The organism is Streptomyces sp. NPDC001093 (assembly GCF_040298985.1).
Taxonomy (GTDB): domain Bacteria; phylum Actinomycetota; class Actinomycetes; order Streptomycetales; family Streptomycetaceae; genus Streptomyces.
Genome location: NZ_JBEPBF010000046.1, coordinates 38,262 through 52,956 on the forward strand (window position 1 = coordinate 38,262; position 14,695 = coordinate 52,956).

General features: G+C 69.0%; 11 protein-coding genes and 1 pseudogene. 6 read left to right on the forward strand and 6 right to left on the reverse strand.

Going from position 1 to position 14,695, the window contains the following annotated elements:
* Positions 1 to 159: 159 nt before the first annotated feature.
* Genes ABT288_RS23115 through ABT288_RS23125 form a run of 3 tightly spaced genes read left to right on the forward strand, consistent with a single transcriptional unit; the run spans position 160 to position 4,679 of the window.
* Positions 160 to 987, forward strand: coding sequence for an FAD binding domain-containing protein (locus ABT288_RS23115; protein WP_351610838.1), 828 nt, complete (start codon positions 160 to 162; stop codon positions 985 to 987).
* Positions 984 to 3,701: a molybdopterin-dependent oxidoreductase gene (locus tag ABT288_RS23120; protein ID WP_351610840.1), complete on the forward strand. Its 2,718-nt coding sequence runs from the start codon at positions 984 to 986 to the stop codon at positions 3,699 to 3,701. The genes ABT288_RS23115 and ABT288_RS23120 overlap by 4 nt, the downstream gene beginning before the upstream one ends.
* Positions 3,702 to 3,707: 6 nt before the next feature.
* Positions 3,708 to 4,679: an antibiotic biosynthesis monooxygenase gene (locus ABT288_RS23125; protein ID WP_351610842.1), complete on the forward strand. Its 972-nt coding sequence runs from the start codon at positions 3,708 to 3,710 to the stop codon at positions 4,677 to 4,679.
* A 739-nt stretch (positions 4,680 to 5,418) separates the two neighbouring features.
* Here ABT288_RS23125 and ABT288_RS23130 read toward each other — a convergent pair.
* Entirely contained in the window at positions 5,419 to 7,236 is a 1,818-nt protein-coding gene (locus ABT288_RS23130; protein WP_351610845.1) for a hydroxysqualene dehydroxylase, read from the reverse strand.
* A 1,156-nt stretch (positions 7,237 to 8,392) separates the two neighbouring features.
* Here ABT288_RS23130 and ABT288_RS23140 point away from each other — a divergent pair.
* Positions 8,393 to 8,935 (forward strand): GNAT family N-acetyltransferase, encoded by a 543-nt coding sequence (locus tag ABT288_RS23140; RefSeq protein WP_351610848.1) that lies wholly within the window; start codon positions 8,393 to 8,395, stop codon positions 8,933 to 8,935.
* Here ABT288_RS23140 and ABT288_RS23145 read toward each other — a convergent pair.
* From ABT288_RS23145 to ABT288_RS23155, 3 genes and pseudogenes are all read right to left on the reverse strand, one after another.
* Complete coding sequence (locus ABT288_RS23145) at positions 8,919 to 9,296, reverse strand: hypothetical protein (RefSeq protein ID WP_351610900.1); 378 nt, start codon at positions 9,294 to 9,296, stop codon at positions 8,919 to 8,921. The genes ABT288_RS23140 and ABT288_RS23145 overlap by 17 nt on opposite strands.
* Positions 9,297 to 9,349: 53 nt before the next feature.
* Positions 9,350 to 9,451: pseudogene (locus ABT288_RS23150) on the reverse strand (IS5 family transposase); the annotation flags it as partial.
* A gap of 84 nt (positions 9,452 to 9,535) precedes the next feature.
* On the reverse strand, positions 9,536 to 9,856 hold the full coding sequence (locus ABT288_RS23155; protein ID WP_351610850.1) for a GYD domain-containing protein: 321 nt from the start codon (positions 9,854 to 9,856) through the stop codon (positions 9,536 to 9,538).
* A gap of 730 nt (positions 9,857 to 10,586) precedes the next feature.
* Here ABT288_RS23155 and ABT288_RS23160 point away from each other — a divergent pair.
* Positions 10,587 to 11,024, forward strand: a complete 438-nt coding sequence (locus tag ABT288_RS23160; RefSeq protein ID WP_351610853.1) for a hypothetical protein — start codon at positions 10,587 to 10,589, stop codon at positions 11,022 to 11,024.
* Positions 11,025 to 11,396: 372 nt separating this feature from the next.
* On the opposite strand, the gene ABT288_RS23165 is transcribed toward ABT288_RS23160, so the two are convergent.
* Together ABT288_RS23165 and ABT288_RS23170 are read right to left on the reverse strand one after the other, a co-directional pair.
* Positions 11,397 to 12,098 carry a TetR/AcrR family transcriptional regulator gene (locus ABT288_RS23165; RefSeq protein ID WP_351610855.1) on the reverse strand — a complete coding sequence of 234 codons (702 nt, stop codon included), beginning with the start codon at positions 12,096 to 12,098 and terminating at the stop codon, positions 11,397 to 11,399.
* Positions 12,099 to 12,340: 242 nt separating this feature from the next.
* Positions 12,341 to 13,606 (reverse strand): PP2C family protein-serine/threonine phosphatase, encoded by a 1,266-nt coding sequence (locus tag ABT288_RS23170; RefSeq protein WP_450862497.1) that lies wholly within the window; start codon positions 13,604 to 13,606, stop codon positions 12,341 to 12,343.
* A 725-nt stretch (positions 13,607 to 14,331) separates the two neighbouring features.
* Here ABT288_RS23170 and ABT288_RS23175 point away from each other — a divergent pair.
* Complete coding sequence (locus tag ABT288_RS23175; protein ID WP_351610858.1) at positions 14,332 to 14,676, forward strand: hypothetical protein; 345 nt, start codon at positions 14,332 to 14,334, stop codon at positions 14,674 to 14,676.
* The last annotated feature ends 19 nt before the right edge of the window (positions 14,677 to 14,695 follow it).

A 14,695-nucleotide genomic window follows, 5' to 3' on the forward strand; every position in this document is an offset into this window, starting at 1 on the left:
GCGATAAGCTGTAGCGAGAGTGTGCTCGCCGGTCCCTCGCGGCTCAGCCGCCCCGAACGGCGCGGCATGGCGGCCGACACCTGCTCGGTCAGCGGGAAATCCCACAGTGCCAGGGGACAGTTGCCTTCCCGGGGTCCGTTCTCCCGTAGGTCGGTTTTCATGGACCTGAACACCATCACCGAAGTCATCCGGCGACCGTCCGAGCGGCCAGGCAGGGACTGGCACGAGGGCGACGCCTGGCTCGCAGGCGGAACATGGCTCTATTCCACGGAGCAGCCGGACCTGCGACGGCTGATCGACCTGACGGCGTTGCGCTGGGAACCTCTTGTTCCGACCGACGAGGGCCTGGAGATCAGCGCCACATGCACCATTCGCGACCTGTACGCCTTCCCATGGCCGCAGGCCTGGACCGCCGGAATCCTCTTCCGGAAAAGCTGTGAGGCATTCCTGTCCTCGTTCAAGGTCTGGAACGCGGCGACCGTCGGCGGAAACATCTGCATGTCCTTGCCCGCCGGACCGATGATCACGTTGTCGGTCGCACTGGAGGCGCAGTACGAACTCTGGGCGCCCGACGGCTCCGTGCGCTTCGTCGACGCCCTCGACTTCGTCACGGGCGACCACCAGAACGTTCTCGCCCCCGGGGAGATCCTTCGGCGCATCACCATTCCGGAGCGCGCGCTGCGCAAACGCACCGCGCACCGTCGCTTCACGCTGACCCGGCTCGGCCGTTCGACGGTGTTCCTCGTCGGCACGCAACGGCTGGGAGCGAGTGACCTGGTACTCACGGTCACCGCCGGCACCACGCGGCCGGTCCGCATCGCCTTCGACTCCCTGCCCGATGTTCGAACCCTGCGGCAGAGCATCGACGCCGTGCCGGCCGACGTCTGGTTCGCCGATCCCAACGGGACCCCTGACCACCGCCGGCATCTGACACGGCACTTCGCCGAAGAGATCTGCCGCGAACTCACGGCTGGGGACCTGGCATGAGCTACCTCGTGAACGGCAAGGCATTCGACCGGGAACCAGCGCCCGGCCAGTGCCTGCGCACCTTCCTGCGCGAACTCGGCCACTTCGGCGTCAAGAAGGGGTGCGACGCGGGCGACTGCGGCGCCTGCACGGTCTGGCTGGACGGCGTACCGGTGCACAGCTGCATCACCCCCGCGTTCCGCGCGGACGGCCGCGAGGTCACCACGATCGAAGGCCTTGGACGGCCCGGCGCCCTCCATCCCATGCAGCGGCAGTTCGAGGACGCCCCGGGGTTCCAGTGCGGTTTCTGCACCGCAGGGATGATCATGACGTCGGCGACCTTCACCGAGGACCAGAAGGCGGATCTGCCACGGGCGTTGAAGGGCAACCTCTGCCGCTGCACCGGATACCGGGCGATCGAGGACGCCGTGAAGGGCGTCAGTGCGGTGGAGACGGCGGCACCGGGCAAGGCCGTCGGGACGAGCGTCGGCGCTCCCGCGGGCCACGACGTGGTGACGGGTCGCGCCGAGTTCACCATGGACACGCGCATCGACGGCATGTTGCACCTCAAGGTGCTGCACTCACCCCACGCGCACGCCCGGATCCTCTCGGTCGACAGGAGCGCCGCCCTCGCGGTGCCCGGCGTGCACCGGGTCTACACCTGGGAAGACGTACCCCGCAGGCGCTTCACCACGGCGATCCACACCGACCACCTGGTCGACCCGGACGACACCTACATCCTCGACGACACGGTCCGCTTCGCCGGCCAGCGCGTCGCCGCGGTCCTGGCCGACACGGTCGGGGCGGCCGAGGAGGGCTGCCGGCGTCTCGCGGTCGAGTACGAGGTGCTGCCGGCGGTGTTCGACCCGGAGGCGGCGATGGCGGACGGGGCACCCCAACTGCACGGCTCCCACGATCCGTTCGTCCGGGACCCCGTCCACAACCTCCTGCTCGAACTCCACTCGCACATCGGCGACGTCGACGCGGGATTCGCCGCGGCCGACGTGATCCACGAAGGCACATACTTCTCGCCTCGGGTGCAGCACGCGCATCTGGAGACCCATGGTTCCATCGCCTGGATGGAGGACGGCCGGCTGAACGTCCGCACCAGTTCGCAGTCACCGTCGATCGCGAAGGTCAAACTGGCGTACCTGTTCGCGTTGCGCCCGGACCAGCTGAGGGTGTTCTGCAAGCGCGTCGGCGGCGGATTCGGCGGCAAACAGGAGGTGATCGCCGAGGACCTGGTCGCGCTTGCCACCTTGGACACCGGGCGGCCCACCTGCCTCGAGTACACCCGCGAGGAGGAGTTCACCACAGCTTCCCCGCGGCATCCGATGACCCTGACGGTCAAGCTCGGCGCGAAGGCCGACGGAACGCTCACCGCCTTCCAGATACGCAACGTGTCGAACACCGGCGCCTACGGCAACCATGGCGGCGAAACGCTGTACGCGGGCGGGGCCGCCGTCATGATCTACCGCTGCCGCAACAAGAAATATGACGCGTACTCCGTCTACACGAACACCGTGCCGAGCGGGGCGCTGCGAGGTTACGGGATGACGCAGCCGGCGTTCGCCGTGGAGTCGGCCATGGACGAACTGGCCCGCGCCCTTCAGATCGACCCGCTGGAACTGCGCCGACGCAACATCGTGCGGCCGGGTGAGCCCCTGCTCGCCCTGCACGACGGCCCCGACGACGTCATCTTCACCGAGGACGGACTCGCCAAGTGCATCGACCTCGTGGACGATGCCCTGGCCCGTACGGCCGACCTGCCCCCTCCCGGTCCCGAGTGGCTCGTCGGAGCCGGAGCGGCGAGTTCCCTGCATGAGACCGCGCCCCCGACGGAACACCTCTCCGAAGCCTGGGTCACCCTGGGCGACGATCTCATCTACGAACTGGCCGTCGGAACCCCCGAGTTCGGGGAGGGAACCTCCACGGCCCATGTCCAGATCGCAGCCAACCAGCTGGGCACGACACCCTCCCGGATCCGTCTGGTGCAGTCCGACACCGACCGCACGGGATTCGACACCGGTGCCTTCGCGAGCGCGGGCCTCTTCGTGGCGGGCAACGCGGTCCTGCGGGCGGCCAATGCCGTGCGCGACCGCATCCTGGAATTCGCCGCGGCGCACACGGGCGTCCATGTCGTGATGTGCACGATGGACGACGACGGTGTCGTCTGCGGGGACCGGCGCGTGTCCCTGGCCGAACTCGTCGCGTTGGCCCGGGCGCGTGGAATCCGTTTCACCGCCGCACGCAAGGCATACGGCTCGCCCCGGAGCGTCACCTCCAACACGCAGGGGTTCCGGGTCGCCGTGCACCGCGTGACGGGTGAGATACGGATCCTGTACAGCGTGCACGCGGCGGACGCCGGGGTGATCATCAACCCGGCACAGGTCCGGGGACAGGTGGAGGGCGGTGTCGCCCAGGGGATCGGCTTCGCGTTGACCGAGAACCACCACGTGGACGACAGCGGCGTCATGGTCAACCCGAACCTCCGAAACTACCGCATCCCCACCTACGCCGACGTCCCCCGTACCGAGGTGCTCCTGGTGGGCTCGGCGGATTCGGTGGGGCCCATGCGGGCCAAGGGGATGGCCGAGTGCTGTATCAACCCGGTGGCCCCCGCGCTCGCGAACGCGGTGCATGACGCGACGGGCGTCCGCTACCGTGCGCTGCCGCTGACTCCGGAACGCATCTACGGCCGACTCCCCGCAGAGCAGTCGGTGTCGACAGGTTGAGCCACCATGAACACCGGAAAGAACATAGCTGCCGCGGCGACGGCGATCATCGGGCAGAAGGTCCTGCCCGGTGTGGAGCGCGAGTTCGAGGCGTGGCAGAAGGACCTCAACTCCGCGGCCGCCTACTACCCCGGCTTCCTCGGCGCCGAGATCTCACCGCCGACATCGCTGCAACCCGACTGGGTCGTCGTGTACAGGTTCGACTCGGTGGCGCATCTGCAGGCGTGGATCAACAGCGCGACCAGGCAGACGTATCTCGACGTCGGCGCCAAGTACTTCGACGGCCCTGCGACCCAGCAGGTGGTCAGCAGCGGCACGCAGGCACTGGATCCGCTGGTCACCGTGGTGGTCACCCACCGCGTCCACCCGAACCAGGTCGACGACTTCCTCGCCTGGCAGCACCGCATGGTCCAGGAGGAGAGCAAGTTCGAGGGGTTTCGCGGGACGGAGCTCTTCCGTCCCATCGAGGGGCTCCAGGAGGAATGGACCACGCTGTACCGCTACGACAGCGCCGAACACCTCGACGCCTGGCTGACATCGCCCGAACGGCAGAAGATCCTGGCCGAGGGCGAGAAGTTCAGCGACTTCAAACTGCACACGATCGACAATTCGTTCGGCAGTTGGTTCGCCTTCGAGGGCAACGGCAAGGAGGCACCGCCGCCGCCCTCCGAGACCAGGACCTCCCTCGCCGTCTGGGTCGGCCTCTACCCGACTGTCGTGCTCCTGACGCTGGCTCTGTCCCCGCTGCACATGCCGCTCTGGATCGGCCTGCTCGTGGGAAACCTGCTCTCGAGTTTCCTCATGAGCTTCCTCACCATGCCCTACTACGTGAACCCGCTGCTCGGGCGCTGGCTGCGGCCGTCGCCGGACGAACCGGCAAGGGCCAACGTCCGTGGCCTCGGTGTCGTCGTGGTGGCGATAGCCTTCTGGGCAGTCGTCTTCTACCTCGTCACGGTCCGGTTCTGGACGCTGCCCTGACCGGCGACCGCACGGACGGTCGTCGTCCGGGGGCCCGGTATTGGTCCGGACCGTAGTCGCCCGACAAGGCGAGTGCTGGTTCGGTGCTGACCAAAAGCCTTGTTCTGCACGTGGTGGTCCACGTCGCGGCGCTCGGGTACCTCGTCGCCCGGGAGGACATCGCCAGGTCCCTGGACACCGATCCGGACAGCCACGGCCGTGCTACGGGACGCCGGCGGGAGCCGGCTGCTCCGCCCAGATGGTCTTGCCGCTCTCGGAGCAGCGGGTGCCCCCGGCGGTCGACCGGCGGCGCGACCATGAAGAGGCTGCGGCCACGTTCGCCGCTTTCGGAGGCGACCCCTACGCGCGGGGGCGCGCCTGTGCCGTCCGCGATCTCGCAGACGAGTGACCGGTGCCGGATGAGCCGGGGACGGTGAGTGCTCGTGCGTGGCCGACGACCGGGGGATCGCAGGGGAGATCCCAGGTCGCCACACCGTCTGCCAGGAGGGCTTGCGGGCGGGCGCCGCGCGCCGCACGCCCGCCGCACCGTTCACCAAGGTCGGCCTCGCCGGTGTCGTCGCCGGGAAGATACGCGTGACAGCCGCGCTCGGCGCGATCACCGTGGCCCTGCCCTCGCCGCAGCCTTCGCCCTCCACCGCCGCACAGCCGCCCGGTACGCCCTCGACCTTCTCCTGCGTCTGGTGCCTGGTGCACACCGCGAAGCTGACGCACAGGGAGAGGGCGCGGGGGAGAGAACCGCTCACCCCAGGTCGAAGGTGTTGGGCAGTCCCAGTCTGTAGCGCACCTCGTCGATCCGCTTCAGGGGCTCCATCTCCGGCGGCCGGTACAGCTCCCACACACGGCATCGCTCGGCGTCCGAGCGGTCGGCGTCGAGCAGGGCGTTGACGGCTCGCCGCGCTGACTCGTTGGCACCTTCCATGGTCGCCAGGTCGACGTCGGTGCGGACGTAGTCGCCCGCGAGGAAGAAGTTCGGGATCGCCGTCCGCGCCGAGGGACGATGGTAGAGCGTGCCCGTCGGGTGGATGAGGAGCTGTTCGCGGTTGTGCGGGTCAGGGCCGCCCAGGCCTGTCACCGCCGGGTCCATGAACCAGCCGAGGCGGTCCTCGTCCCTGAGCGTGGTCTTGCCCGTGTCGTTCAGCCCGTCCTTCAGCTGCGCCCACAGCTCGGCGACGATCTCGTCCCTCGTGCACTCCTTGGCCGTCTTGCCGTACAGGATGCCGGGCTTGTCCCACTCCGAGATGATTGCTGAGAGGCAGTCGTGAGCCCGCCCGTCGCCGTAGTCGCGGGAGAAGTCCCGTACGTCCCAGAACTGCGCCTGGCCGATGGCCGTCACCGACCAGGGTGAGTCGAGGCAGTTGATGTGGCCGTGCACGACGGGTGTGGGCGTGCGCAGGTAGAACATCACGCCGGTCATCCAGTCCGTCTTCAGCGCCTCGCACCGGCCGAGCTGCGGGTCGGCGGCGCGCAGAGCCGTGCCCCAGGTGGCGCGGGCGTGCTCGACGGGCATGGCGGAGACATAGTGGTCGGCGGTGACCGTCCGCTCGTGGCCGCCGTCGCGGGCAGCGACGCGGACGCCGGTCACCCGCCCGCCCTTGTACCCGACCTCCAATACCTGCGTGCCGGTCACGAAGTCGACGCCGAGCGAGCGCAGGTGCGTCTCCCAGGGGTCGATCCAGGCCTCGCTGGTGGGAGCGTTCAGGACGCGGTCGATGTCGGCGTCGCCGTCCAACCCGCGGCCGAGCAGGCCCCACAGGATCAGGGCCTCGATGATGACGCGCCCCACGGTCCTGGTCGACGCCACCTCGGCGCGGGTGGCGACGAGGTTGCGGGTCTGCCCGATGCCGAGGAGCGTCTGGTACTCCCTGCTCATCTCCCCCGCGCGGATGAAGTCCCACCAGGCGACCTTCTCCCACTGGCCCTCGCGCCGTGCGTCGCAACTGGTGAGGTGGACAAGGAGACGGTCGGCGAAGTACGCGACCTCGTGGGCGGGCAGGCGGGTGCCCACGTCCAGGGCGGACAGGATCTGGTCGCGGATCCAGGACGCGGTGATGTCGCCGGGCGCCGGCGGGGTCGTGATCCTGCGCAGCGGGAAGTGCAGGTCGGGGCGGCCGGAGCCGCGGGCGAACAACTCCTCGGTGGCGGTGCGGAGGTTGCCGTGGACGCCGTCGGCGTTGCCGGGGAAGGGGATGCGGCGCATCGTGTCCGGCAGGTTCCGGTAGAAGCCGGGGAAGAAGCGGAACCCGTGCTCACCGGGCAGGGGCTTGCGGCCGTCGGCGGCCGTGCCGGGCACGTCCATCGAGCGGGCCTTGCCGCCGAGGGTGTCGTAGTACTCGTAGACGGTGACGGCGTAGCCGCGTTCAGCGAGTTCGTGGGCGGCGCTGAGCCCGGAGACTCCGCCGCCGAGGACGGCGACGCGCCGGCGGGAGGGCGTGGCCGCGGCTGCCCGCGCTCCGGGCCGTAACGCGGTCGCGCCGACCGCGCCGCCGGCGGCCGTGAGGAAACGTCTGCGGGAATGCCCGACGGCCGGCCGGGGCTGCTGCGCGTGTTCTGTTGTCATGCTTCCGGGAGGGTAGGGAGGGTTCCGGCAGCCCGGAAGCCTGTTTCCCGTCCTCCACAGCATCCTCACCACCACGGGGAGAAACAGACATGCGACGAATCACCGAGGTCGGCGAGGAGGTCCTGCACCAACCGGTGCCGGGATATGACGGAGTTCGGGCCCGACCTCTCAGCGAGCCGGACAAGTCGCGGTTGACCACGCCGAGTTCGAGTTCGAGCAGCGCTCGAGGACGTACCCGAGTAAGAAGGACAGAGGCAGCAACTTCGCCGAGTTCGGCCACCAGCTCCTGATCACTCGTGGCACATGGACGCGTCGTTCATACCCGCGCCGACCGACATGGGACACACACACTCTGTTCGGCCACGTCCAGACCCAGTGGACTGGCACGGGCAAGGAAACCATCCCGGCTGTGTCCTGCCCGGCTTCAGCCCGCATGGACGGTCGACACCAACCTGTACCCGGCGGCCGGCGCCAACCACCGGTTCATGCAGGAGAACATGGCCACCGATGGACGGAACCCAGTGGAACTCGGAGAAGAACCGTCATTTGAGACGAGCTGCGTCGAGTACGCAATGGCGTCGATCCGTGACTCCAGCGGAAGCGCGGCGTTCGATCTGCTGACGGATGTCGAACAGGACCCCAACGGTCCGTCGAGCACCGAGAAATGCGGCCGTGCGGGACTGAACGCCGTCCCTAAGCTGTTGCCGGATGTCCGGACCGTCGCCGACGAGGCCGGCTGCTCCAGGAGGCGATCCGGCAGGCGAGGCGCTCGGCCGGTCCCTCGGCGGGCTGACCACGAAACTCCACTTGCGACGGACGGCATGTGCCGCCCACTGGCGCTCGTCGACACACCGGGAGAGCGGGCCTGGCGCATCCAGTTCGAAGTGGTGATGGACCGAATCCGGGTGCGTGCCCGCACAGGGTGGGTCGGCCACCACGCACCCCGGAGAGTGTCAGCGCGGACCGTGTCCACAGCGACGGCATCGTCCGTGCCTACCTGCGACGGCGCGGGATCCGCCACGAGATTCCGGAGCAACGCGACAGCAAGGCCGCCCAGCGCCGCAAGGGAACACGGGGCGGGCGGTCCGTCTGAGGCGTGTATCGAAAGTGCCTGGTGAGGCTGGCGGAGAGCCCATTTGTGATCCAGAATGATTGGATGGTCACGCTTGAGACTCCCCGTTTGATCCTGCGTCGCTGGCGCGAGGAAGACGTTGCGCCCATGGCTGCCATCAATGCCGACCCCGAGGTCATGCGGTGGATACGTGACGGCAGCGTCCGTGACGAACAGCAGACTCACGACGGGATTCAGGCATGGGAGAGCGAGTGGGAGACACAGGGCTTCGGCCTGTTCGCCGTGGAGATCCGGTCCACTGGCGAGCTGGCCGGGTTCACCGGCCTTTCGGTGCCCGACTTCTTGCCGGAGGTACTGCCGGCGGTTGAGGTCGGCTGGCGGCTGGGACGTTCCCACTGGGGGCAGGGCTTGGCCACCGAGGCCGCTGCGGCCGCTGTACGGTTCGGGTTCGAAGAGCGAGGGCTGGAACGGATCGTCAGCATCGCTCAAGTGGGCAACGACGCCTCCGAACGGATCATGACCAAGCTGGGGATGCGTCCGGTCCGTGAGACCGTCAATCCCACCGGCGGTCGGCGAGTTCGGGTGTTCGAGTTGTCGTCGAACCAATACGTCACAACCACTCGTTGATGGCGGCAACGAGGACGTTAACCTCGTAGCGGACCGCGAGTTTGTCGTACCTGGTGGCCTGCTCGACAGCCAAGTGCAGCTTGGCCTTGAACCTGCCGCGCGAACGCCCCAGCCCGTGATCACCGGGCTCGTCGAAGACACCGCCCGGTGGTTCCTTCTGCAGCTCACCCTGCTTGCGGGCCCCGGCCGCATGCTGATCGGCACGGCACACGGTGGAGTCGACGCTCAGGTCCCACGCGATCGCGCCCTTCGTATCGGACAGGGCCTGGAGCCGGGTGAGAACCTGGTGCCAGGTGCCGTCTCGCTGACACCGGCGAAACAGGTCGTGGATCCGGCCCCACGGCCCGTACTCGACGGGCATGTCCCGCCATGGCCCCCGGTGCGGACCCGGAACCGTATGCCGTCGATCAACTGCCGTCGGGACCAGACCGGCGGCGGCCGCCCCACATCCCTCCTCTTCGGCAACGACTGCTCCAGGACCGCCCACTGCTCATCCGTGAGATCTCCCCGCCCCATGAACCGAGATCATCCACAGCTCAAGATCTACTTTCGATGCACGACCTGGCACGCATCATGCGCGACCTTTCCGGCCATCTGGGTTCACGCGCCGGGAGGGCGGAAGGTGACCCGTCGGCGCGTAGCCTCGTCGATCTCCTCGAGAGTGAGGAGGGGAGTGGCCCGCGTGTGGAGTGCGCCGCTGGCCTTGACGCTGAGGCTGACGGCGGCCATGGAGACTGGGTCGGGGAGGTCGAGGATGCACACGAGGTCGTCCTCTCCGAAGGCGAAGTACATGGCCTCGACCGTCCCGCCGAGACCGGCGACGACGTGGTCGACGGCGGCGCGGCGGCCACTCGCGCCCTCCTTGAGCAAGCCCTTCGTCCCCTCGGGCGTGTAGGTGGCGTGGATGAGGAACTTCGGCATAGGGGCGCTCCCTGCCCGTGACTTGTCCGGTATGCAGATCGGCCTTCCCGCCGGCACGCCGACCGCCAATCAACGGACGGCTGGATTCACTCGTACGGCACACCGGCCTGTGCCTGCTGGGGCAGCGCCTGAAACGGCAAAAGGCCACCACCTTGGAAGACGAGACCTCCTCAGCTGGCCCTTCTCTGCTCCGCTGTTGCACCGCACCACCACAGCCCGCCCGCCTGTATGACTGACGATCAGCCGGAGCTGCCGACGCCTCGCACCCGGTCTGCCCCGCGTCGTCGAGGTCACTCAGCATGTCGGGCGTTCTTCGCTGGAGTGTGCCCAGCCGTCGCCGTGCACGGGAATCACCCCCCCCGCATCTTGAACGGCCGGACATACACGGTGGCAGGCCGTCGCCGCACAGGACGAAACCCGTCGCCTCTCAGTCGACGGGCGGGGTGAGCCCGGACGCCCGGCCTTTGTGGGCCCGGCGAGCACCAGCGGGGCGTTCGGAGCGAAGGCACGCTCTCGCTGTCTCGCCAGGGCCGTGACGCCAGAAGGGGATGCGTGACCTGCTGTGACAAGCCTCACCGCGAATATGAGGGACCCCTCGACTACGCTGACAACGTCGAACATGAGGGCCTCCTCCGTTTGGTTCGGGCGGCTCCACGACGAACTGCTGCGAGCGTGCATCGCAGCCCAACGGAAGAGGCCGACCGCCTGCCTGCGCGGTCACGCACGAGACATGGAGATGACGATGAAGAGGTTGCTTGCGCGTGTCCAGGTCGCCGTCGCCGCCGCCGCGATCGCGGGCGGAGCCCTGCTCGGCAGTGCTGGGACGGCGATTGCGGCACCTGTTGCCCATGGCCAGGTTGCCGACGCCATGCCCGAGAAGGCCGGTGGCTTGGTCTCTTTCCCGGGTCGTCATGGGCGTGGACACGAGGGTGAACGCGACGATGGTCCGGACGGGCGCCGACTGTACGTCCGGCACGAAGGCAGGTGGACGGGCGGGACCCCGGTCCGCGAGTCCGTCGGTGTGGACCGCTGGTATGTGGACCAGCTCCGTGAAGCCGTTGGTGTGGACCGTTGGTATGTGGACCAGCTCCGTGAAGCCGTCGATGTCGACCGTTGGTATGCGGACCAGCTCGTGCTGGTCCGGCCGTCGGCCTACGGCGCACTGTGACCAACGGTGCGGGTCACGCTGGACCATCGGAGCAAGGGCTGTGAACTCGTTGCGAAGCGGGGTGTGCGAACTGCCGGTGCGGCCTGTCGTGGCGCACGACCTGTCGGTGTACCTGCGCATCGGACTGCGGTACGAGCCCGGCGATCCGTATGCCGTCCGTGCTGACTTTCACCCTGTCGGCGAGGACCGGACGGTGGAGCGGATCTTCAGCCCGGCCCCTGGTGCGGCAGTGACGCCTCGCGCCTGATCATCAGGCTCGAGGCGTCGGGCTTGTCCGGTGCCCGTCAGTCGCGGGTGTCTGTCGCCTTGGGCGGAAGCCCCGTACCGGTCAGCGGCGCCGGGAACCCCGCGCGCCGCGAGGCCCCGGCCGCATCATTCCCCCTCGTCGCACTCGGGGCATTCCTCACGGGGGCATTCCAAGGAGATCAGAGTCTGTTCGACCTGCTGAGGCGTCAGCGGCGGCTCGGGCAGTTCGTGGGCGCACTCGGCGCGGAAGGCGTCGAGCATCAGGTGCAAGTGGCGGCGCCAGGCGTTGGGGGCCACGGCGCGGGTCGCCTGGATGATGCCCGCCTGGGACCAGATCACGAAAGCGATGTCCTCTGGTGTGACGTCCTTGCGCACGACGCCCCGCTGCTGTGCGTTGTGGAAGATCTGGCCGGACAGTTCCCTTGCCTGCTCCTGGACCTGGCTGGTGAGCACATGAGTGGGCAGCCGGGCCGAGACCAGGTCGTTGAAGGCGCGGTCACAGGCCTGAAGTTCGCAGAATTTCTCCAGGTAGTAGCAGAACCCCTGCCAGGCGTCGTCCATCGCGGCGGCCTGTTTCGCGGCCTCGAGCAGATCCAGGAACTTCACGGCGAAGAGTTCTTCGACCAGCGAGAGCCGGGTGGGGAAATGGCGGTAGAGGGTTCCGATCGCCACGCCGGCCTCGCGGGCGACTCCCTCCAAGGAGGCGCCCAGACCCTGGGCGGCGAACGCCTCACGCGCAGCGGCCAGGATCGCATCCCGATTGCGCTGCGCGTCACGGCGCAACGGTTTGGCCGGAGCTTCGGCGAACGGGACGGGACGGTCACTCATGCACTCCACCGTAACATGAGGACCCCCTCGAAATCGTGGCGGGCGGCGGTGAGATTGCCCGCGGACGGGACCGCCGAACAGGACGATGCGGAGGCGGGCGCCCGTTCCCTGCCGCTGCCTCCGAGCGGTGTCGGCGGAGCGCGATGACCGCCGTCTCACGAAGGACTTCCTCGGCGTGGTTCCACGGGAGCGTTCGCCCGGGCGGTCGTGGACGCCGATCCCCTCCGACGACATCGGCCCGGTCAGAACGGTCGGGTCGTTCGGTCCAGGCGGACGACGACGATGGCGATGTCGTCGTCGGCGCCGCCGGCGAGGTTGAGGCGGGCGAGGAGGGCGTCGGCGAGGTGTTCCGCGCCGAACTCGGTGCAGGTGGCGAGTATGGCGGTCAGGCGGGCCAGGCCGGTGTCGATGTCCTCGTCGCGGCGTTCGATCAGGCCGTCGGTGTAGAGGATGAGGGTGTCGCCGGGAGTGTAGGTGGCGTTGGCCTGGGGACGGGGGACGTGGTCGGGGCGGGCGCCCAGCGGTGGGTCGGTGGCCTGGTCGAGCAGCACGCAGGAGCCGTCCGGGTGAAGCAGGACGGGCGGGGGGTGACCGGCGCTGCTGTAGATGAGCAGTTGGCTGTGGACGTCGACGAGGACCTGGACGGCGGTGGCGGCCAGTGCTCCCTCGACCGAGCGGGCGTACAGGCCCAGGACCTCCAGGGCTTGGGCGGGGCCGTGGACGGTGCGGGTGGCGGCGCTCAGCGCGCTGCGGAGCCTGCCCATGACGGTGGCTGCCGTCAGTCCGTGGCCGACCACGTCGCCGACCGCGACGGTGAAGCGGCCCGCAGGCAGGTCGACCGCGTCGTACCAGTCGCCGCACACGTTCAGTGATCCGGTCGCGGGCAGGTAGCGCACGGCGATATTCGGGTGCCGGGCCAGGTCCGGGGAGTGGAGCATGGCTTCTTGGAGGGCGACGGCGATGCGCCGTTCACGGGCGTGGGCCTGCCGCAGTTCCTCGTTCAGCTGCTGCAGTTGCCGCGCCCGGGCGTACAGCTCGGCCTCCATCGCCGCTTCCCGGCCGGGGCTGACCGACGGCAGGTGCGCCGTGCGGCGGGAGCGGACGACATCGGTCATGTCCTCGGACCGGTGGATGATCCAGGCGACATTTCCGTCCGGGCCGAGGACGGGCACGTTGATCGCGGTCCACCACCGCTCCTTGAACACCTCCGGGTTGCCGGGGACCGGGATGTCGTACTTCTGCAGAGCCATGTGATCCGTCTGGTGGGAGGACAGCACACGGTGCAGTGAGGCTTTCAGCGTCGTCACCCCGTCGGCCTCCGGATCGGTGGGGTTGTCCGGGAAGGCGTCGAAGAGGTACTGCCCGAGCAGCTCGCTCTTGCTCCGTCCGGTCACCTCGCAGAAGGCCGGGTTGGCGTCGGCGATCACCAAGTCCGTGCTGAGCACCAGGCACGGGCTCGGAAGGGCTGCGAACACCCCTGGGTAGTCGATCTCCGGTGTCACACGCATTGCCTGCCAGTCGCTCGCTCTTCAATCTACGAGAAATCCGGCTCCCGCGCCCGCCCGGCTCGCTGGTGGGCACGGGTGGCAGCGGCGTACGCCCGTCGGACGTATGCCGTGATCGGGATCCGCCTGGTTGTGTGGTGTTCCTCTCCCGGCCCGGCTGGTTCCGGCGCCGGGTGGACGCAGCGGTCGCCCGGCAGGACCGCCTGTGGCGTGCACCCCTGCCCGCGGCGCTGTCGTTGGGCCGTGCTGTGGCGGCGGCGTGCGAAGAGGCTTGGGCATGGCGAGGCGGTGCGGGCGGTCCGGTGTGGGCGGTCCGGTCCGGGCCGGAGGGTTGCGCGGCGCGCCGAGGAGGCGGAGGAAGGGCCACATCGCCCGGCGTCTGGGCGCGCCGACCACGCAGACACGGAGGCCGTCGACCGTGGACCCGGCCGCGCGTCTGCTGGGCCGGCCGTAGCCTGCGGCAGGGTCCTGCCGATCGGGCGCGAGCCCGTCCACCGGGGTGGTGTATCCGGTGGACGCCCAGCCAGGCACACCGGACGGCGTTGCCGGTCACACGGAGGTGGGGACCCGGGGCGCGGCGGAACGGTTGGCGATCGCGAGTCCCGGACCCTGCTGCGCCGGCTGGGAGGCGACGCCGAGCAACCGCGATCCGCCGATGCCTGTCGCCGACCTGGCAGGCCTGCGCGGTCCTGCGGATCGGGGAGGCCCTGGGGCTGCGCCGCGACGGCATGTACCTGCTCGCCTCCTCTCGTGCGGCAGGGTGCGGTATCGAGGGCCCGCATGTCGCCCGCAACACATGCTTTGCCGCCCGCATCCAGCAACGGGTGAAGCGGCTGTCCGAAGCACTGGGCGAGCAGGTCTGGCGCGGGCCGGGTCTCGAAGCCTTCGGCGACATCGACGAACTCCGGCGCACGGTCACCAGCGTGGAAGAACACAACGTCGAGCCCTCAGCCGGCTGGAAGCACGCGATGCCGAACTCGCCGCCGCACGAGAGCCGCCGACCGGGCGCTGACCAACGCTCTGAACCAGCGTGCCTGACAGTCGGCTCAGGGCGACTGGCCGGCCGCCGGTGACCGGCCCGCGAACGGATGC